We start from the raw sequence: 20,254 nt of genomic DNA, 5'->3' as shown, positions 1-20,254 counted from the left end.
ACATTTACGGGACCTAATGACGCCCCCTAAAACCCTTTATGGGCACCGGGAAGACTCGGTTGTCAGCGAATTTCTATCGGCTCACAGACGAAGATTTGAGGCGTAGACACATGAGTCATACTGAACTACTTGGCATCCCCGAAGCTTCGGAGCTGCTCGGCCTTCCGAAGGGCACACTTCGGTGGTATCGGGCGTCTGGCATCGGTCCTAAGAGCTTCAAAGTTGGTCGCCGCGTGCGGTATCGGCGTACGGATTGCCTCGATTGGCTGGCGACGCAAGAGTCCAAGACAGCTGTGGGCGGTGTCCAGTGAGCGCCGAGTACCGGAGCCTTGAGGAATCGTTCGCGCAATCTAAGGCCGTTTTCGTCTATTTTGGCGGGCACTTCGACATCGACGGCGGGCATGGCTACGTCGCCGTAGATCTGGCAGGCAACGTCAACTTCATTCATAACGACGACTGGGCGGCGCTCAGCCCGACCGAGGCAATCGCCCTGGGACAAAGCATCATCGACGCCGCCGAATACGCCGCGACAACCAGCGGGTTCTGAAGCTATGGGCGTTATATCGGAAGCCTTCAGGATGAGAGGTCGAGGCCCTGATGCTGAACGGACGAAGAAAAGGGACTTGCTCGCAGTGCGGACTCAAACGGTCCGGAACCGGCGCCGGGGGGAATTTCTCGGCGGTGGCTTCCATGTTTTCGACGACCTTGACGACCTACAGAACAGGGTCGCCGAACGGAAGGCCAAGACGGCACGCGGTGGTATCGCATGAGCCTCTCCGGATTAGTAACAGGCGACCAACTCGATGCCGAAACACTCTCGCCGTTGGAGTGGTCCGTTCCTGGCATCTTGCCTGAAGGATTGGGAATTCTTGCGGCGCCGCCGAAAGCGGGTAAGAGCTGGCTTGTCCTCGCTATTGGCTTGGCCGTCGCCGATGGCGGGGAAGTGCTAGGCGTACCAGTCAACCAGCGACCTGTGCTGTATCTCGCGTTGGAAGACGGTTGGCGGCGTCTGCAGAGTCGGTGCCGGCAGTTACTGGGTGACTAACCGATACCTGGCGGGATCACCTTCTGGATTGAGCCTGATTGCGCGCTGCAGCAGGCCGAACAATTCGTTGACGCTCACGTCGGCGCGAATCCACTTGTAATACTGGACGCGCTTGTGACCGTCAAGCCACAACGCAGAGCAAGAGACGAAGCGTACACAGCCGATTACAGTTTTACGCGCAAGTTGAAATCTCTTGCAGCGCCGGGAAGTACGGTACTTGCGGTACACCGCACCCGTAAAGCAGAAGCAGTTGACTTCCTCGACGCTATCTCTGGTACGCAAGGAATTGCCGGTGCCGCAGACTTCGTGATGGTTCTCGACCGACAGCGTGGAGGTCGCACAGCCACACTTCAAGTTACAGGCCGAGAAGTACCCGAAGCTCGTTACGCGTTGCTGTTCGATGACGGCAAGTGGAGCGCAGACGGCAACGGCCTAGAGGCCGCACAACGAGCGAACGAGAGCCAGCATGGGCCCACCAAGCGTCTTGTGCTGCGTTTCGTCAACTCGCGTCCGCTGACTAGAACGGCGGATGTTGTTGAGAAGCTGAACATTAAGCCAGATGCAGCACGCCAAACGCTGTGCCGACTAGCTCAGGAGGGTCTAATCGAACGACTGTCTCCTGGTGTGTTTGTCCCTGTCACGCAGTCACAGTCCTATGAAACGGCCACTTCAGGCCTGTTAACGAGGCGTGTGTCGGCTCCGGTCGAAAAGTGAGCAGGTAGTTCCGGTCGAAAAGTGAGCACCCTTCTGATTGGAGAGTGATCACTGTGGAGGATTGGGCGGAGATTCGCCGGCTGTATCGGTCGGAGAAGCTGTCGCAGGCTGCGATCGCGCGGCGGCTGGGTCTGTCGCGGAACACCGTGGCCAAGGCGCTGCGCTCGGAGGCGCCACCGCGCTATGAACGCAAGCCGGCGGTGATGTCGGGGTGGGCCCAGGTCGAGATGGCGGTGCGGGTGCTGTTGGGGCAGTTTCCGACGATGCCGACGACGGTGATCGCGCAGCGGGTGGGTTGGACTGGCGGGCACTCGTGGTTCGCCGAGAACGTTGCGCGGATCCGCCCGGAGTACACCCCGGTCGATCCGTGCGATCGGCTGGTGCATCTGCCCGGTGAGCAGGTGCAGTGCGATCTGTGGTTTCCTGGCCAGCTGGTTCCCGATCACGCTGGGGTATTGCGGTCGTTTCCGGTGCTGGTGATGGTCGCTGCGTACTCGCGGTTCATCGCCGCGATGATGATCCCGTCACGGGTGACCGGGGATCTGTTGGCCGGGATGTGGCAGTTGATCGCCGGGAACATCGGTGGTGTGCCACGGACTCTGTTGTGGGACAACGAGGCCGGTATCGGTCGGCGCGGCCGTTTGGCTGAGGGGGTGGCCGGGTTCTGTGGTGTGCTGGGCACCCGCTTGATTCAGGCCCGGCCCTATGATCCGGAGACCAAGGGTCTGGTCGAGCGGGTCAACGGTTACCTTGAGACGTCGTTTCTGCCGGGCAGGATGTTCACCTGCGCAGCCGATTTCAACGCCCAATTGTGGGACTGGTTGATCTCGATCGCCAACCGCCGCGTGCACGCCAGCACCCGGCTGGTCCCTGCCGAGGCCTTGGCGGCGGACCGGGCGGCGATGGCCATACTTCCGCCGGTGGCTCCGGCGGTCGGGACGACGATCACGACGCGGTTGGGTCGCGACTACTACGTCGGCGTCGGCGGCAACGCCTACTCGGTGAACCCGGAGGTGATCGGGCGGATGATCACGGTGGCCGCCGGCCTGGATCGGATCACCGTCCGCTGTGGTGACCGGCTGGTCGCTGATCATGAACGGCTCTGGGGCACAGCCGGATTGGTCACCGATCCGCAGCATCTGGCGGCTGCGGCGGTGCTGCGCGAGCAGTTCCGGACCCGGCCAGCCAAGGGAGCTCACCTGCAGGTAGATGTCGAGATCGCCGACCTGAGTGCTTATGACGCACACTTCGGGACCGGGGAGGTCGCCTGATGGCCACCACGAAACGCAGCCCCTCGGCGCCGGGTGAGGCCGACAAGCTGATCGCCCACCAAGCTCGTCTGCTCAAGGCGCCGCGGATCGCCGCGCACTACCACCGGCTAGCTGAACAAGGCCGTGAAGCGAACTGGTCGCTGGAGGACTACCTCGGCGCCGTCTTGGCAGTGGAGTCCAATGCCCGTGCTGAATCCGGTGCCCGTCAACGCATCCGGTATGCCGGATTCCCAGCGATCAAGACGATCACCGACTTCGACTTCACCGCCCAACCCGGCATCGACCGCGCCCAGATCGCCCGCCTGGAAGCCGGCGGCTGGCTGGCCGAAGCCCGCAACATCGTGCTGCTCGGCCCGCCGGGCACCGGTAAAACGCATCTGGCCACGGCCCTGGCAATCGCGGCCGCCCACACCGGGCACCGGGTTGCGTTCGCCCCGGCCACCGGCTGGATCACCCGCCTGGCCGAAGCGCACCGCACCAACCGCCTCGACGCCGAGTTGCGCAAAATCTCCCGCTACGGGCTCATCGTCATCGACGAGGTCGGCTACATCCCCTTCGACACCGAAGCGGCCAACCTGTTCTTCCAACTGGTCTCCACCCGATACGAGAAATCGTCGATCATCCTGACCTCCAACCTGCCGTTCTCCCGATGGGGACAGGTCTTCGGCGAAGCCACCATCGCCTCAGCCATGATCGATCGGATCGTGCACCACGCCGACGTCATCGCCCTCAAAGGCGCCAGCTACCGCATCAAACACACCGCGATCGAATCCCTACCCTCCGTGGAAGCCGATCGTCAGGCAGACTCAACCCCGTAAACCTGCTCACTTTTCAACCGGAGCAGGCTGCTCAGAATTCAACCGGAGCCGACAGGCGTGACAACTCGCAATTCGACTGTCATACCGTCACAGCACCGGAAGACAATGTGACAATGCAATCCGAACTATCACAACGTATGTCACAGTCTGAATCACCTCGTCGCCAGGGCGAACACGGCGACCGTGACACTGTGATAAGGAATATAGAACCCGTGCAGAATCGGCACTCAACTTCACAGCCGGGAACTAAGTTCGGTGACATCCCCGATGTACGACAGGATGTCCCTTCCTCCCCTCTAGGCCCGCCGAAGGCGGAACATAGATCGACCGGCGCACTCGAGGCGAGGTATTGCGAGGTATCGGGCTGCGACCAAAAAGCCTATGGCTTTTGGTATTACGGTGACATCCATCGCTGTGCTGAGCACGCCCTAGAGTGGATCGCGGAACAGAAAAAGCTATGAACGGAAACTACTGTGCGGACAGTGCGTCACGATCCCCGTTCCTGAGCCCTCGAATCGCTCTATGGACACGGGTTACTGAACTACGCCACCCGTCCCGAGCTGCTTCTGAGGTGACTCCCCGGTCCTCCGCCATGGTCGACGTAAACACAGCTCGTGGCTGAGGGTTGTCATGGCCACACGAGCTGCTTGGCGGAACAGGCGCTGCACAGAGGCCCATGTCACCCCTAATGATGCAGTCAGGCTTTGCCTGGGGGAGTACCCCTGAGGTTGTGACTCGGACACTCAGGCAACAGCGCCGCATCCCCCTAGCAAGAATAATCAGTCCGGTGGATGCGTTTTGCGCTATGAGCTGGGAAATGCCGATCGCGGCTACTCTATGCATACTGCACGGGCTCGATCACAGCTGTCGACAGCCGATGCAAGCCTCAGAATCTTGGACGATGTTCGGGTTCTTGCTGTGTGGGTGACATGCGGCGGCCGAAGCGATCGACTACGGGCTGCACCCCGCGTCTTGAATGATATTCTCGCTGGTCAAGGGCATGACATGGGGTTTCGGCCGGGTGCCAGTGCTTATCTTGATTACAGTCCAAAATTGGCAAGCATGGTGAAGATCGAATGCGCACACTGCGACAAGGTTCATACGACAACGCAGTACATCGGTATTGGCATGCGGGGCGTCCTATCTCTCTGTAAGCCCAAAGACCCTGCGGCGTTTTATCGCTGATCAACAGCTCGTCGCCTATCGAGTGGGCCGCCAGTGGCGAGTCCCGATCGTCGACCTTGATCAGGTTGCGAAGGGCACCGACAGGTATTGGTGAACGAAATGCAGCGACAAGAAAGCTTCCAGCTATTAGCAGTTCGTGCCGCCAGGGGTCAACATGCGGCGCCGCACGTTAATCAGCGATGAACCTCGCGTTAGAAGAAGTGCTGTAGTCGTTCGAGTTCGACGCCTACCTGATCTGCGATCTCTGTCACCGTCGGAGGCGGAGTCTTCAGTGGAAACGATTGACCCCGAACGGGTTCATCATTGAGCTGCGAAGAGGGAGAGCTTGAGGCGAACGACAATCGAAAGACCTTCCAGCATCGGTTTTCGGCGAGAGCGAATGTCTGCCCGTCGCGGAGAACCGCGCACTTCCCTCGATCTGTCTCAACGAAGATTGCGCACCTTGTTGAAAACTCGCCGAGGACCGTCGCAATCCTGCCAGCCACGACTCGCGGAGCAGCTCGTCGCGCTGATACCCGCCAACAGCCGTCGTCGAGGTGTGCCTGCCAACCCTTTTCGGCTGCGAAGTCGCCGACCGCTCCTCGGACTCCTGTGGTTGGATCCTCAACATCGTCGCGTGCCCGGGTAATCATCACCTCGACACCGGCAAGGCCCGCCACTCGGCTGTAACCCTGCGCAGGCTGATAGAGGTACTGCTCGCTTAGGTCAGGTTCGGCCAGTGCCGCATGCAAAGAAATGGCGTCCCATGCACGGCGAAAGGTCATATCGTGCTCACGGCCCCCGTAAAAAGATGCATCCTGGCCCAACAAAGCAAGCCCGACCGCCGCGAGAGAGCCCATAAAGTCAAGAGCGCGGCCGGGTACCGCCTCATCGTTGCTTGGCGGAAGCGCGGCGAGAGCGTCAGCCAAGGGCGTCCTCCACGTTTCGTCACCGGGTCCCCATACGCCCGCGGCAAGTAGGTCCAAGATGAGTTGAACGACAAGCATCCGGAGTTCGAGACTGGGACGCGGCTGCTCCCGCGACTTCTTCGCAAGCTTGATCGCAAAGCTGCGCATCTTTGAGTGCATTGAAGGAGGAACGACCGGAGCCGGGCGCCCCGCTAGGCCATCTCCGTCGGCTTCTGGCTCGAACTCTTCCGGGTCCTCGTCTTCGGGAATGTCTTCAGTTGCGCCACCCAAGTCGACGTCCCATTGTTGCAGTCGTGCAGGCGCAGGAGACTTCGTTAGGGATGTGAAGGGAAACAGTGAGGCCGTGAAGTTCGGGCCAATAGTTGCTTCTGCGCCCTGTAACCACAAGGTCCATCGGTCGCTTCCGGAAGTGGGCACTGGCTGCCGACGCGCGGCGGGAGATGATGGCGCCTTGGTGCGGTGGGCCGCGTTTTCGGCGAGAAGCCGGAGAAGATCTGTTTCAAAGCGCTTTTGCAGCTTCTCGTCACTAAAGACGTCGCCGAACTGCTGGCGAAGCCGTGGTGCGGACGAATCAACCTGTCGTGGAAGACATCGCGTCGTGTCCGTAAGGAACACCGCCGGGGTGATGAATCGCCCCGAGTCGTCATCGACGGCCGCACGCACGGCAGCGCCCATCTGCTCGGGCACCTGAAATTGAGCAGTTAGAACTTCGTGTGGATCATGCGTGCTCGGTCGGAAGACGTGACATTGTTGCCACGTCCCCGGACCTCCGTTCGGAGATGTTTCGATCACGATGGCGGCGACCGAACCCGCGAGCAGCTCGACAGTGATGCCGAGCGCTTCGCGTCGGGCACCCAGCAGGGTTACTGGCGGCGTCGCACGGGATTGCGGCTCCGTCGGTATGGTCGAGCGCGAACGAAGGGCTTCTAGCGCAACATTTGTGCCCTCAGGCAAGAGCGATTGGTCGACGGGGAAGACGGCTGCGAGTTCGCAGTTACCACCTCGGGCGGTAGCGGCCAGCAGCGCCGCATAGCTCAGGTTGGGACTTCCCACCATCGCTGTCGCCTTTCCGTCGACAGTCCACTCCACTAACTTGCCGTGGCTCAAACGGCTGTCGGTCTCTGGCAGGTCGCGGAACTCGGTGCGCGCCACCCGCGCTGTAGCCTCGGCCAAGCTAGGTCCCGAATAGCTGCTCAAGGTGGGCTGGAGGCCGACGATCAATTCATCGGGATCGAACCGAGCGACGAGTTCGCCGACTGCGGCCGAGGCTCGGTCGAAGAACGGCGCAGTCAACGTAAGCGAGTTCACCCGCCCGGACGGCACCTGGTCGATGAGGGGGCGATCGAGGTTGCCAATTATTCGCAACGCGGGCAGAGAATCGTCAGTGACTTCCGGTGCAATCATATCCGCAACTTCTGAGACTGTTGACGCGATCCAAGATGGCATCGCGACGTAGAGATGCAGAGCGCGAAGCCACTCAGCCAGCTCATTCAGTGCGGCAGGTCCGCTGTGACGACTCGATCGCAGCACTAACCAAAGCTCGTCATTGTGGCCCCAGCCGGAGGTAGTCGGATTCCCCGATCCAATCGCAATCCATACGTCGTCCTCGCCAACCAGGACAGCAAGTTTCGGATGGAATGCGCTACGGCAGCTGACATTTGCGTGCTGGTAAGAAGTACCGGCGAGACGGACGTCGGCGGGGTCATGAATTGCCTCGTGGGCATCAGCCAAGACCGTGATGCGCGCGCCGAGTCCGCGCGCCATTGATACGCAGCGCTTCTCGAAGAAAACAAGGTCCAGCGTGTACCCGGTGATAAGGACTTCGAGTAGCCTGGCGCCATCGGCACGCTGCTGCCATTGACGGATCAATGCTAGGGGTGATTGAAAGTCGAAGCGGACGTGCGTCATTTGGGCAGCCCTAAGAATTTTCGGCCGGCGGCACTCACTGAGGGATGGCCATCCGACTCAGCGAACATGCCGAGTTGTTCGCAGATTTGACCCACTTGATCCGCTCGCACGCCGATGTTCCCCGCGCCTTCTGCGCCTTCGGCGAACCAGCGACCCTCTCGCTCGTGAAGTTTTGTCGGCAGTATCATTTGGCCGTTGCTTTCAATCCGCATCTTGCGTAGCGCCACTCGATGCGACTGAGCGAGCATGTCGTCAACAAGCGCGCACGCGAAGTCGCCGAGTGAGCGAGACCGGTACTCAGTGTATTGCCCGTAGACCCAGTGGGGATCTAGATAGACCCGACGATGCGCAGAGCCGCCTAGAAACGCGGATAAGACTTCGCCGTCGAGGTACTCGAGGCGCAACGCCCCAAGGAGGAGCACACCGATCCAGGCCTCGACACCGGTGTAGGCCGCGCTGACCTGGTCCTCGGCGGGAGTCGGATGACCAGCGGCTTGGACCGGGGGCAGTCCATCGACGAAATCCGAAAGGCTGCTAGAGCCGACCTGATCCCGTACCCAGTCGTGAAGCTCATCGCGACTCACGGGCTCGGCTGCCCGCAGCACTTCTGCGACTAGCGCAGACCAGAAGCGACGCCAAGCTCCAACGGAATGACGCCGAAGTAGCATCCCTCGCCATGCTTCCGCTTGTCGTCGCTCTTGCACGAACACTGAGTCGTTATATAGGCGATGCCATCCGCCAGCGTGAATTGCCATCCCCTCGGATTGGGGCTGACCTGAGCCGATCGCGCGAGGATCCGCAGGGTAGACCTGCGCATGACATCCGACGGCAGCCAGTGATTGGGGTCGTGAACGCCATGGACCGTCGCACTCAGCAATTCGCGAAGCGGCTCGACGTCGGGAGATGCTTCGCTCATGTCTGTGAGAGCTATGTAGTTGGCGATGTCGTGGGCGTCTGGAGGTCGCTGGGCACATTGGTGTAGTAGCTGCTCGTACATCTGCTTGATTGCCGATGGGCACGCGCGCGCACCGGGTCTAATCGCATTGCCCTCGGTCGCGGCGATCTTGAGCACCACGCTGGATCCGCCATACTGTGACCAAAATCCCCACGCCCGATCCGAGTAGGAGCCGGCTCCGACTTTGGCGAGGTGTTCGGCACGGCCCTGTTTAAGGAGGCGAATGACGGCGTCAGCGCCGTGCATCCTTGCAGCTCCGGTCAGATTGCCCGAGTCAGGATCCAACGCGGATGCCCAGGCCAGCGCAACTTCAGCATTTCTCACGAGCTCGCGGCACGCTGATGGATCTAATTCGCGCGGCCCTGCAAACTCAGCTAACGCCCAATAGAACGAGTAGTAGCGCGCGATGGTGGTCACAGACGTCACCCCTGGCACTAGCAAGCTGACTCTGTTGAGCACCGGCTGCTCTACAGCCAACGGGTACACACCGCGGCGCGTAGCTAACCCAGGCGCGCACCACGCCGGCCCCTCCACAATTACGCGCTGCACTTCGACTCCCTCTATCCGGAGGTCACTTCTTGTCGGCTGTTGCGATGCCCAGTAAGTCCTCACCGGAGGCGACGAGCGCCCGCAATTCGGCTACCAGCCTTTCGAGCCCCTCCCTCAGCGCGATGCGTTCGGCGGTGGCCTCAATGATCGCCTGCCGCGCCGCATCCGCGATGGGCGTGAACTCCTGTAAAGCGATACTTGCAGTGTGTTCTCCCACGCGGTCGAGCTCAGCTGCAAGGCTGCGTCGCTGTCGATCGGCATCCTGGGCGTTGGCTCTGTCCCTGTAGAAGCGTTCAGCGATCGAGGCGAGCTCAGTGACGACCGGCATGACGGCCGTCGCGACCGCGACTTTCCGACTGGCGCCTAATGCCGAAACCGCTGGGGATCCGGACGGCTTCTTGAGCGCTGCGAACTTTTCGTATTCCCTGAGGGCTGTCAGCGAAGCCTCAGACACGCGCTTGACCGACGGTGTGATGACCTCGGGCCGCTCGGTTTGCGACGGCTTCTGGGTGGTCTCGCCCCTGATCGACTCGGCAAGTTCTTCCAGCTTCTGCCATGACGGGCGCTGGCGCTCCAGAGCGATGGTGTCGTCGACACTTCGCAGCAACTTCTCGACAGCGCGCTCTTGCAGTCCGTACCAGACGTCGACGGTGCTCTTCAATGCCCGTTGGAAGGAGGCGGCGTCGCGCTCGTCATCGACTGCTTGCCCGACTGTCTCTGAGATCCGTCCCCGCAAGTAGGCCTCGGCCGATTGCTCCAGCGCATCGAGTTGTGCCAACCATGACTCGCGCAACCGACGACCCTCATCCGAGAAGTGCTCGTGGTCCAGGTATTTCACGACTTCTGCCCGCAGAGCCTCAACAGCGTGTGTGACTTCCTGCCGCCAAAAACGCTGTGCGGCAGCATCACGAAGCGACGACGCATTCCCCCATCCGACCGCGTCAAGCGCTGCGCTTAACTCGCTGATCCCGTCCCATTCTCTGGACTCGTCCCATAGCGCCGGGTCAGGGTTACGTTCCGAGCCCGCCATCTGCGCGAAATCTTGGGACACGACGAAGACGGGAACAGTGTGGTCCAATCCGAGCGCGCGCCGCAGCTCGTGGGTCTTTCGTTCTGCGAGCTCGCGATAACCGTCGGGGTCGGATTCGGGGTCGACGCCGGCTTCGTCGAATCGGGAGATGACAAACCACAGTGAGCCTGGAGCCCAGCCGCGGCACACGAGCTCTTGCAGAGCGGGGAACTCCGCCGTCGCCAATTGTGGGGTGACGGCGATGATGGCCACGTCGGTCAAATCGACAGCAGCATTAGCCAATTGCGTGTTCATGTCACCGCGAGCATCGCTTGCTCCGGTAACGAACCCGGGGGTATCGCGGAGCAGACATCCCGCTGCTTGTACTTCGTTGACTTCAAATGTCTCGTGACGAGCGCTGATGGTCAGCCATTCGGGCACGACAGCCCCCGAGTCGACAATCAATCGGCGCAACAGCGAGCTCTTGCCGGTGTCGTAGGATCCGTACACCGTGACGACGGGTACCCCAATGCTCACGAACCGCTGCCATTGACGGTCGGCCTCGGCGCCGAGTTGACTGCCTGGGATTGCATCGAGCCAGGACCTGGCCGCTGCTGCGTCGATCGAGCTCACAATCACAGGTCGTCCTTTCGTAGGTCGTCAAACGCATTCACTAGCAACATGATGGAGTCGAGTCGTTGCGCCGCGCGCACTACTTTCTCCTCGGCCTGCTTCTGTTCCGCGATGTGGTCGTCACGGAGCGCCCCGAGCTCCTGGCGCCGACCAAAGAGATAACCAACAGGACCGTCGTCGCCATAGAGCCACTCCTCGGCCTGCTTCGCACCGGCTTCTTCCACTTGCTTGACGGCGGAATCCAGGGTGTCGTCCCACGACGATCGCTTCTGCTCGGTTCGTATCCAACTGGCGGCGTCCCACGCGACCGCCGCGAATTGGAGTACAACTCCTGCCCGGCCTACCGCTTTTCCCGCCTTGACGGCGCCCCACGGTTTGAACTTGTGGCCGAAGGTCTTTCCGACTTTGTAAGCGACATCGCGGGTGCCTGCCGCGGCGACGAGCTTCTGTGCACCGTCGGTAATGGCGCCGCCTGTCCTCGTCATAGTCGCAATGGTGTCCTGAGGCGCGTCGCCGTCGGGCATCGGCATGTCCAGGTGTCCATCGAAGTTCATAGCGGCCAGTTCCCGGTTGATTGCCGATTTGTGAGTCGCTGTCCATTCGTCGATGTCGTCGGCGGCGGCTGAGATGAACTGTTCCACGTCGGCCTGGAGCTCCTCGCTCTTCCACGATTCGATCGCCTTGCTCAGGCCGACCTCGTCTTCTCGGTGGACTTGTCGAATACGTGCGGCGGCCTTGGCGGTGTGCCGGGACACCTTCTCAGTCAGGGTGTGTTCGAGCGTGTGCGAGAGGTACTTGGCGTCGTCGAGGCACTCGTTGAGTGCTCTTATCAGAAGTGACTGTCGGTCGGCGTCGGCGCGGTGTCCTTCCGACTCGATGCTGGTATCCGAGCGCAGGCGCAGAAGCTGGGCGACCGCGTTGTCGAGCGTCGCCAGGGTATTGGCGTGCGCGAGGTCGTCCGGTGACAACGAACGCAGTGCCTCGACAAGTACGTCGATTCCGTCCCAGGCGCGGTTGTCGTCGTAGTTGGCCCGAGTTGTCGGCAAGTGATCTCCGACCGTGCCAAACGGGTCCGCCGCCACACCGTGGATGTGATGTGTGTCGATGTCAATTCCTCGCGCCTGCAGCGCCGCGCAGAGCTCGCTCGCCTTGCGATCCCGCCTGTTGAAGAACTCGTCGATCGAGTGCAGTGGGTCGACGCCGAGTTCGTCGCATCGGTTGATGAGGAATAACATGCGTGGCCACTTGCCCGGCGCCGAATCGGTGCCTTTCACGATGCCTTCGAGCCGTGCTGTGTCGCCGATCAACAGGTTCACGTGGAGGAGCACGATCACAAGCGCGGCCCGGGTCGTGGCCGAGATGGCTTTGTCGTCGTGTCCGGTTCGACCGCTTTGGAAGCCGGGGGTGTCGATGAGGTCGACATGACCAAGCGCATAACGATGGGTGTCGTTGGTCGTGGGGTCGGCGCGGATGTGAAGCGCTTCGGGTACATTGCCACCGAACTCGACGAGCAAGCGCTTGATGAAGGACGACTTTCCCGAGCTGAAGTCGCCGGCGACCGCTATGGCGGCCCCGGTCTGGGGGTCGGCGGAGGCAGCCAACACTGCGGACTTCAGGGATTCGTCGTTGTCGGCAAAGTCAGTAAGTTGCTGCTTCCAGCTGGCGATACGTGATGTATCCGAAATTGCCAGTGCGCCGGTGAGCGCACCGCGTAATCGGACGACGTCGGCGTCGTGCCGCGCATGGCATGTGGAGGCAAAAGCACTCGATCGGTGCTGCGGATGTCATCAGGTGCCGTCGCGGCCTCAAACCAGTCCTCGCCCAACAGGAGTCGCTCGGCATCACGCTTGTCGCCACGGTTGGCCCCTTGGGAAATCAGCAGCGCTCGCTCCGCGGCGTCGAGGAGATCGACCGCTGGTGATACCGAAATGCTCTCGGCCTTGGCGTCTAGCTGGGTAACGATTGTCGCGGCTTGTTGCCGAAGCCGCGAGATTACGGTCACTTCACGCAACAGCGCCTTGACGTTGGGGGCTGCCGCACGCCAAGCCACGGCGCGGGTTTGCCGCGCGAACTCCTTCTCGATGGCATCGAATGTGTTCTGGATCGCGGTCTTCCCGGCATAGCCAGCCTTCGAACGCGCTTCTGCGCGCTGCTTTTCGGCAGTCTCGCCGTGATGGCCACCGATCATTCCCAGCAACGATCCCGCGACTCCGACACCAGCGACTACGATCCCAGTCGCCCACCCAATGGGGTTCCACGCATTTGCCAGGGCGACCGTTCCACCGATGGCAATGATGCCGGACAGCAACCCGCCAGCGCGAAAAGCGGTCTCGAAGTGACTCGCTGCGGACCCTGCGCTCCCAGTCAGATCGGCTAGTTCGCGCTCGCTCGCAATCTGGTGATGGTGCAATTCTGATGCAGCCATGGATAATTCGCGCTCTAGGAAGCTCGCCGAGGCGGTCCAAACGCTTTCAACGGCCAAATCGATCTCAGCCTCATCGAATACCTCAGCGGCAAAGGTCTCCTAATCGATGTCCTTGCGCTCATTGAAGGAATTGTGCTCCAGGTCCTTGAACCGTCGGATCGCGGTGCTGCGAGGAACGGACAACTGCGGCTTTAGCAGCGATCGGACGTACCGGCTGAAAGCTCCATCCGCCGGAGATCGGTACGGCGCACGTCGGGCAGTCTCGGCCATGCTGAGCAGATCGCCGGACCATTGGTCATCCTGGAGGTAGGTGCCGCGTTCGTCGGGCTCAAGGTAGCCGAGTACGTCGAGGTGCCGGGACACAGCCCTATCGACTTCGGCGAACCGCTCATCGAGTCGCGCCACGAGAGCCTCGAGCGACCTGGCTTCGTCGTGGAGGATTGCGCGCATGCCCTCTCGCAGCAACGTGAGGCGCAGCTGAGCTCCTCCTGCGGCGATTCCGGCGGTGAGGAGTGCCTCGAGGATGCCGAAGTTGGACCAGTGCGCGAGGTAATCGACACCGTACTGCTCGCGCTCGTGGTCGAAATCCCGTTCGGCGGGACCGTGATACGGAGTACTCGCCCTGGCGAAAAGGGCTCGCCTGCTGTGAATTGCCACGACTGGGGTATCCGGTAGGCCGATCCCAGCCAGTTCGGTGCGGATATTGTCGGCGTGCTGTCTGACAGGGACCGAGATGTTCTGGCGGGCCGTTCGATTCGCCACTCTTGCTGGATGCCGCCAACGAAGGTTCCGAATGTTGAGCACTGCGATGGTCGGTTTTCCAAAGTGACGGACCCAGTCGGCGACCTTGGAGAACTCGCTGGCTTGCTGGCTTTGGCTGTCAAAGCACAGCAGCACGACGTCGGAGATCTCGACGGCACGGCGCGCAGTGGCTTCGAGCTCACTTCTGCTCTTGCGGCCACCCCAACCATTGATGCCTGGTGTGTCGTATAGGCGGCATCCCCGCCACGAGATCGACTGCACTTCGGTTGTCCAGTCGCTATCGCCTGGCGAGACACCACTTCCGTCCAGCTGGCCGAAGGCCGACAGTAGCGTGCTCTTTCCGGCGCCAGTGCGCCCGAAGAATGCCACGTTGAAAGTCGATAGCACTTCGCGCTGTTCCGCGAGATGAGCACGAATCCTTTTGGCGAAGCCGTCCGTCGCCCTCGATATCTCTTGCTGCACCTGACCCACGCCGTCGGCCATCAGAGGCGTGATGGTGTACGAGCTGATCGCTTCCTCACCCAGCTCGTCGAGCCGCCTCAACTCGTCGCGGCCCGACGCCAGTGCATCCGCAATCGCTCGATCGAAATCGGTGTGCTCAGGACACGTTGACAACGCACACCCTCCTGTCCAAGCGACCTTCCAGCGGTGCTGCAAGGTCGGACGTGAACGGATGTCTCTGACAGACGAATAGCCGTGACCGCATCAGAAAGGGGGCTCGTCCTCCCACGTGAAATCTGTGTCGGACTCCCAACCGTCGTCATCTTTGTCGGGCGGAGGCAACGGCTTCAACCACTCGGTTGTAACCGACATGGTCCGACTGTTCGGCTCAAACGCCGCCGGAAGCTCCGCGACCTTTACTACGACGGGAACCTGCGCTGACACCCCGGAGAGCACGCATACCCCGGTCGGCAGGATTGGAAGCGATTCGAACGAAACCCGATCGAGGAAGGCAACAGCTTTCTTGATCGCGTCGATGTCGAGGTCATTGACCAGACGATGCAGGAAGTAGTTGTGAAGCTGGGAGATAATCGTCGGCGAGATGTCGTGCGGCCGCTGGCTTGCCAGAGTCAAGAAGACCCCGAACTTTCGACCTTCCTTGACGATCTCCTCGAACGTTTCGAGCCTGTAGTCCCTCCAGGCCTCGCTCTCGCGTGAGGACTCCAAGGACAGGATGTTGTGAGCCTCGTCGATGATCAGATTGAGATACTGCTGGTTCCTCGGATCCGTTTCCTTCTTGCGGTCGTAGAGGTGCTTGCAAAGCAGCATCGGGATGATTTTGCGCATTGCCAGGTTCACGTCACGCAGGGACACGACGATCAGCGGCTCGTCGAACGGCTCATCGTCGGTAGCGATGATGAGTTTCTTGATGTCGGGCACGCGAGTCTCAAGCCGCTTGATCAGCGGAGCAAGGTGCTCGCGGTTCGAGAAGCCGCTGATGATGTCGCTGTAATACTGGAGGACGATCTTGAATCGGATCAGGTCGATTCCCGGCTCGATCGTTGCGAAGTCGATCGGAAGGGCAATGACTTTTCCCTTAGTGAGCGACTCCCACGTCGGGTGATCAGGATCGATGTAATTGGTCCACTCGCCCCAGTAGAACTTTCGCATCGTCGCGTTGTAGTGCAGGTTCTGCTGGAAGTCGTCAATCAGGTCTGTCAACTCCTGGGCAGATGCCGCACCCAGGCACGTTTGTATCTCTGTGAGTAGATTGAGAACCGTCTGCCGATCCAGCGAGGTATCATTGCTTTTGGTGGCGCGCAACACCATTTCGCCGATCGCACCGAGCAAGTCGTCTGGCTCAGCCAGCGTCCGTTCCCAGTAATCGCTCGTCAAAACACGCGCCAGGAAAGGCGCCTGGGTCTTCTCGGTTGCATTAAGAAGCACCGTCCAGAAGCTGATGTCCTCCACAGCAACGGAAGGAAGCGGTAGCCGCGCGCCCGTGGAAATTCGAGTGCTCAGGGCGTATTCCCGCTTGTTGAGTGATCCAGTCACGACGGAAGATGAGCGAGAATCACCGCCGTCCTCATTGCGGTCGAGATACTCGCCGTTGAAGTCGATGAGGACGAACTTGGACCGCTGTCTGAAAGTTTCGTATTGGGAATACGTTTCGAAGAGTTCGTGGTACAGCTTCGCCAGCGTGTACGACTTTCCGCTGCCGGTGTTTCCAAAGATCCCGATGTGGCTCGCGAAGATGGCATTCACTCCGACGGATACGGATTGAGTGGGCTCCATCGCAAGGATCCCGATCTCGATTGGTGTGTCAGCGTCGCCCACGAAGGTGTGGATCCGGCCGAATTCCTTCTCCGTGAGGATGAAGCACTCGTTGTCGAGAAGCGGCATCTCGCGGACACCGCGCGTGAACCGTCGGCCTTCGATGTAGCCGATGAGACTCACGTCGAGCTGACGTGACATAGGTTCCACGCCCCGTCGGTAGACCGTCGATGCGGCTCGGTCCTCGCTAATGACCTCGCCGTCGACCTTGGCGATCAGCTCGGAGAAGCCTTTGACAATTTTGAGGTAACTGCCGACACCGACGTTCCGGACGATGCCACCCTGGAATAGCAGGTGGGAGCTGTTCTTGAGCTTGTCGACGGCTACACGAACCCGCCGCCCTTCGACCGACACGACTCTGCCCACACGGAAGACCGTGTCTTGCTCCAGTAGCTCACGCTCAAACACCGTTCCACTCTTCGTTGGGGAGGCGGATGTCGAGTTCGATTCGCTGATCGGGCTCGGGGAACTTGTCGGCGACGATGGGTGCGAAGTAGTCGTCGGTGACCACATCCAAAGAAGCCTTGCGCTCGTCCCCATCCGCCGGCTCTGAAGGTGCCACGAACTGTATGTTGCCGTTCTTGATGTCATGCTCGGGAATGAGCTCCTGGTAGTCTTCTAGGCCGTTGCGTGAGTAGCAGAAGACGATCACAAGAAGCGTCGGGTTTGCCCGGGCTGCCCTGACTACCACGTCCCGAAGATGCTCGTCACGAAACGAGAATCCATGGACGAAGAGGACACTATTCTCCTTCTCCAATTCATTCGCAAAACGGCGGATTAGTTCGTAGTAGGTCTCGTTGAGCACAGTCGTGGCGAACTTTTGCTTGTCTGGATTGACGATGCCAAGCCTGTCGTACGCCGCCCTGAAAGCCGTGATGGAGTTGGGCGCTGCACCGTCAGGGACTCTCGCGAGCAGTGCGGGCGCGTCGACTGAATCGGCTCTAGCGATCGGAATCAGGTCGTCCCTCGCGGCGACAAGCGCGGTCTGAACCTCAGACACGAGACTCAGGCCGTGATCGAACAGGATTTCCACCTTTGTCGGTGACCGTTGCTCCTGCAGCCAGCCCGCCGAGCCATGGAGCTTCACAAGGTTGAAGACCGGAACTTCGGACCGCTGCTCGAACCGGCTGGCCATCCGGAACCGCAAAGTGCTGAAGTCTCCTAGATCGAAGCGGGGGCGTATCTTCCCGCTGAAACCGTCGCTGAAGTCAATCCCCAGCTGCTCGAAGGCGACCTCGAACAGCATGTCGACGTTCGTGGTGAAGATGTTGGCCTGCTTGGCAAGGACCGAGCTGTGGCGCTTGAGAAGAATCCGGTTGATGGTCCTCAGGAAGCGTGCGTATGAAGTCAGGACCGTCTCGGTTTCAGCTGTGCGCTCAATTACCTTGAGGTTCGGGGCCAAGACCTCCTCGAAGAAGTAGGCCTGGATCGACGCGCGAACGACCTCCTTGGCTTCAGCACTGGCATCGGCGTCTACAAGGTCAGTGAGTGCCTCTTCGATGTTGCCAAGGAGCCCGAAAAAGGGGCAGGGGGTACCAGCGCCGATCAGGAAGTTGAGGTGTGAGTCCTGGACGATTGTGCGCAGCCGGTCTGTCGTGGGGCCGTCCGCCTGACTGCCGAGCACTGGCCTGTGGCGAACGCCGTTGACGCGTAGGTCCGTCATGACAAAACCAGTGAGGCGTCGCGGATGTAGGTGACCCCGAAAGCGACGACCTGCCTGAACTCCTGCCGGCGGGCGCCGATGTCGAACTGGCTACCGGATCCCTTTTGGAAGATGTCCAGGCCTCGTCCCAGCAGGATCTTCCAACCGGTGTCAGTGCGGATAGAACGGTCGTGAATGCTGCTGTCCCACTGGACGCTGAACTTAATCCCAACCGATGCCGCGCCGTCTTGAATGGCCTTGAGCATCAACAGTTGCTGTTGTTCGTACTCGGGTTTGTCTTCCTTGGTTATCAACGTCACCGAGATCTCTTCGGCGGGGTCTTTCGCTGAGGCCAGCAGCGCGAGCAGGTCGACGAGGTTGCGCCCCTGGTGCGGGGCGCGGATGTAGGGGTCGACGATGGTGATCTCGCTTGCACCACGGAGGTACGGGAGCAGCAGCGCCTCGTAGGAAACGCCGCGCTGATTCTCCTGGAACTCACGATGCCCTTCATAGAGCGGAGCTGGCCCTGAAGGCGCCGTGGCCGTGGAGATCTCGGGCTTGGTCGTTTCATCTGCCGAGGAATCGTCGGTAGTCGTGTCCTCAGACTGGTGAGGGTGGTAATAAGCGGGGTACTCGTCCTCTTCGAGCGTGGTAACTGCATGCCATTCGCCGCCTTCGTCGAGGTAGCCGAACTTCACGTCCGCCATCGTGGTGTCGATGCGCAAGATCTGGTCCTTAACGCGCTTGCGGCCCTCGATCGCGAACCGGAGGATCTCCTCGATCTCCTCTTTCGTCGCTTCCCCTGCTGGGTAGAGAATCTTCATCAGGCCGGAGAACGTCTTGTGGATGCCGTCGCGGTCACGGGTGGAGATGTCGGAACCAAGAGTGAAGTGCTGCTGATAGCGGTCGGAGTAGTCCGTGTTGCGCATGGACTTGAGGACTTCGGCGATGTAGTCCACTACGAATCCGTAACCGTTGGAGAACATCTCGCCGCGGATGGTGTCGACTTCCCATCCGGGGATGTAGAAGTGCAGTCTATCGAGGTAGGCCGAGTCGTGGTAGCTCTCGGGCAGCTCGTCGAAAAGGTCGGAGTGCTTGAGCATGAACGGGACGTTGTGAGAAGTGTTGCCGACGAACACCATTGATGCTTCGGCGCCGAGAGTCTCAACACCGCGGGAGAACGTCTTGTTCGCCATGTAGTTCTTCATGATGTCCACGAGCGCCTTGTCGGCGCGCTTCTTTTTGCCCGCGAACTCGTCGAAGGCAACAACGTCCCAGTAGCCGACTAGTCCGATGCGGCCGTTGGAGTTGTTGACGAAAAGCTTGGGAACAGTGACTTCTCCGCCGGAGATGAGCATGCCGTGAGGCGAGAACTCCGAGAAGATGTGAGACTTGCCGGTGCCCTTCGGCCCGAGCTCGACGAGGTTGTAGTTGCGCTCGACGAAAGGAATGAGGCGAACAAGCTGGATAAGCTTCGCGCGACGGCCGAACAACTCTGGGTTGAACCCGATCGACTGGATCAGCAGATCGATCCATTCGTCAGTCGAAAACTCTTTGCGCGCAGCGACGTAGCCTGCGAAGTCGAAGTTGGACAGCTGAATTGGCTTGATCGAACCGAGGATCCACGGCACGGTGCGTGGGTTGTCGGTGTGGAAGTACTCGATATCGCAGATGCACCACACGCCGCCGACGAGGAGCTTCGGGTGGGCCGTGATCGTGGCTGGATCGACGACAACCTGTTTGATGCCGAGGTTGGCAAACGTGGCCTCATAAACGTCGTCCTTGTCATTGAGGGTGACGGTGACCTTGTCGATGATCTTGTGGCGGCCCCGCTCGCGGATCGTTGATTTCACCAGCTCGGACTGATTCCGATGAACGTAGTGATCAGCCAGGATTTGGCGGACTGCGTCGATGCCCGCCTGGATGGTGGCTTCGTCGTCGGAGGCGGCGTACTGACCAAGCAGGTACTCCAACACGTACGTGGGCACGATAGCGTTACCCTTGACCGCCTTGACTAAGTCTTTGCGGACGACCACGCCTGCGAAGTGCTGGTTGATCTTATGGTCGAGTGCCGTCGGAGTCGGCGGCATATCGCGACCCGCTTCATCGGTCACCACTTCGCTGATCTCACTGACTTCGCCCATTACTGCACTCCT

The 20,254-nt window shown here is 60.6% G+C and carries 17 protein-coding genes; 7 read left to right on the top strand and 10 right to left on the bottom strand.

The annotated features are described in order from the left end of the window. Positions 1–38: 38 nt before the first annotated feature. From I2456_RS20995 to I2456_RS20965, 7 genes are all read left to right on the top strand, one after another. On the top strand, positions 39–311 hold the full coding sequence (locus tag I2456_RS20995) for a helix-turn-helix transcriptional regulator (protein ID WP_313957963.1): 273 nt from the start codon (positions 39–41) through the stop codon (positions 309–311). Continuing rightward, a complete protein-coding gene (locus I2456_RS20990; RefSeq protein ID WP_085072893.1) occupies positions 308–547 on the top strand; it encodes a hypothetical protein in 240 nt (79 codons plus the stop codon). Before I2456_RS20995 ends, I2456_RS20990 begins: the two co-directional genes overlap by 4 nt. A gap of 219 nt (positions 548–766) precedes the next feature. Beyond that, positions 767–1,045 (top strand): AAA family ATPase, encoded by a 279-nt coding sequence (locus I2456_RS29215; protein WP_085072892.1) that lies wholly within the window; start codon positions 767–769, stop codon positions 1,043–1,045. Positions 1,046–1,159: 114 nt separating this feature from the next. Beyond that, entirely contained in the window at positions 1,160–1,759 is a 600-nt protein-coding gene (locus tag I2456_RS20980; protein ID WP_139823007.1) for a P-loop NTPase family protein, read from the top strand. 53 nt (positions 1,760–1,812) lie between these two features. Then, complete coding sequence (gene istA, locus I2456_RS20975) at positions 1,813–3,030, top strand: IS21 family transposase (protein WP_085073774.1); 1,218 nt, start codon at positions 1,813–1,815, stop codon at positions 3,028–3,030. Further along, positions 3,030–3,848 carry an IS21-like element ISMyma9 family helper ATPase IstB gene (istB, locus tag I2456_RS20970; protein WP_085073773.1) on the top strand — a complete coding sequence of 273 codons (819 nt, stop codon included), beginning with the start codon at positions 3,030–3,032 and terminating at the stop codon, positions 3,846–3,848. The genes istA and istB overlap by 1 nt, the downstream gene beginning before the upstream one ends. 1,123 nt (positions 3,849–4,971) lie before the next feature. After that, positions 4,972–5,127 carry a helix-turn-helix domain-containing protein gene (locus I2456_RS20965; protein WP_241007778.1) on the top strand — a complete coding sequence of 52 codons (156 nt, stop codon included), beginning with the start codon at positions 4,972–4,974 and terminating at the stop codon, positions 5,125–5,127. A 97-nt stretch (positions 5,128–5,224) separates the two neighbouring features. Here I2456_RS20965 and I2456_RS20960 read toward each other — a convergent pair whose 3' ends face one another. The 10 genes from I2456_RS20960 to brxL all read right to left on the bottom strand — a co-directional run bounded on the left by I2456_RS20960 (position 5,225) and on the right by brxL (position 20,242). Then, the gene (locus tag I2456_RS20960; protein WP_085074013.1) at positions 5,225–7,849 is read right to left on the bottom strand and encodes a phospholipase D-like domain-containing protein; all 2,625 of its coding nucleotides are present in this window, start codon (positions 7,847–7,849) and stop codon (positions 5,225–5,227) included. Continuing rightward, positions 7,846–8,433, bottom strand: coding sequence for a hypothetical protein (locus I2456_RS20955; protein ID WP_139823132.1), 588 nt, complete (start codon positions 8,431–8,433; stop codon positions 7,846–7,848). The genes I2456_RS20960 and I2456_RS20955 overlap by 4 nt, the downstream gene beginning before the upstream one ends. Positions 8,434–8,462: 29 nt before the next feature. Next, positions 8,463–9,221, bottom strand: coding sequence for a hypothetical protein (locus tag I2456_RS20950; protein WP_139823131.1), 759 nt, complete (start codon positions 9,219–9,221; stop codon positions 8,463–8,465). 154 nt (positions 9,222–9,375) lie between these two features. Further along, the gene (locus tag I2456_RS20945; protein ID WP_085074010.1) at positions 9,376–10,995 is read right to left on the bottom strand and encodes a GTPase domain-containing protein; all 1,620 of its coding nucleotides are present in this window, start codon (positions 10,993–10,995) and stop codon (positions 9,376–9,378) included. 2 nt (positions 10,996–10,997) lie between these two features. Beyond that, positions 10,998–12,599, bottom strand: a complete 1,602-nt coding sequence (locus I2456_RS20940; RefSeq protein WP_163703908.1) for a LeoA/HP0731 family dynamin-like GTPase — start codon at positions 12,597–12,599, stop codon at positions 10,998–11,000. An 8-nt stretch (positions 12,600–12,607) separates the two neighbouring features. Then, on the bottom strand, positions 12,608–13,420 hold the full coding sequence (locus I2456_RS20935; protein ID WP_186246570.1) for a hypothetical protein: 813 nt from the start codon (positions 13,418–13,420) through the stop codon (positions 12,608–12,610). A gap of 99 nt (positions 13,421–13,519) precedes the next feature. Then, positions 13,520–14,839 (bottom strand): GTPase, encoded by a 1,320-nt coding sequence (locus I2456_RS20930; RefSeq protein WP_163703909.1) that lies wholly within the window; start codon positions 14,837–14,839, stop codon positions 13,520–13,522. A 48-nt stretch (positions 14,840–14,887) separates the two neighbouring features. Further along, complete coding sequence (locus I2456_RS20925; protein WP_163703910.1) at positions 14,888–16,864, bottom strand: ATP-binding protein; 1,977 nt, start codon at positions 16,862–16,864, stop codon at positions 14,888–14,890. Further along, entirely contained in the window at positions 16,857–18,119 is a 1,263-nt protein-coding gene (locus I2456_RS20920) for an SIR2 family protein (protein WP_139823128.1), read from the bottom strand. Before I2456_RS20920 ends, I2456_RS20925 begins: the two co-directional genes overlap by 8 nt. Then, positions 18,116–20,242 carry a BREX system Lon protease-like protein BrxL gene (gene brxL / locus I2456_RS20915; RefSeq protein ID WP_085074005.1) on the bottom strand — a complete coding sequence of 709 codons (2,127 nt, stop codon included), beginning with the start codon at positions 20,240–20,242 and terminating at the stop codon, positions 18,116–18,118. The genes I2456_RS20920 and brxL overlap by 4 nt, the downstream gene beginning before the upstream one ends. Positions 20,243–20,254 lie beyond the last annotated feature (12 nt).

It is taken from the genome of Mycobacterium kubicae (genome assembly GCF_015689175.1).
Lineage (GTDB): Bacteria > Actinomycetota > Actinomycetes > Mycobacteriales > Mycobacteriaceae > Mycobacterium > Mycobacterium kubicae.
This window is presented reverse-complemented; position numbering and strand designations above follow the sequence as displayed.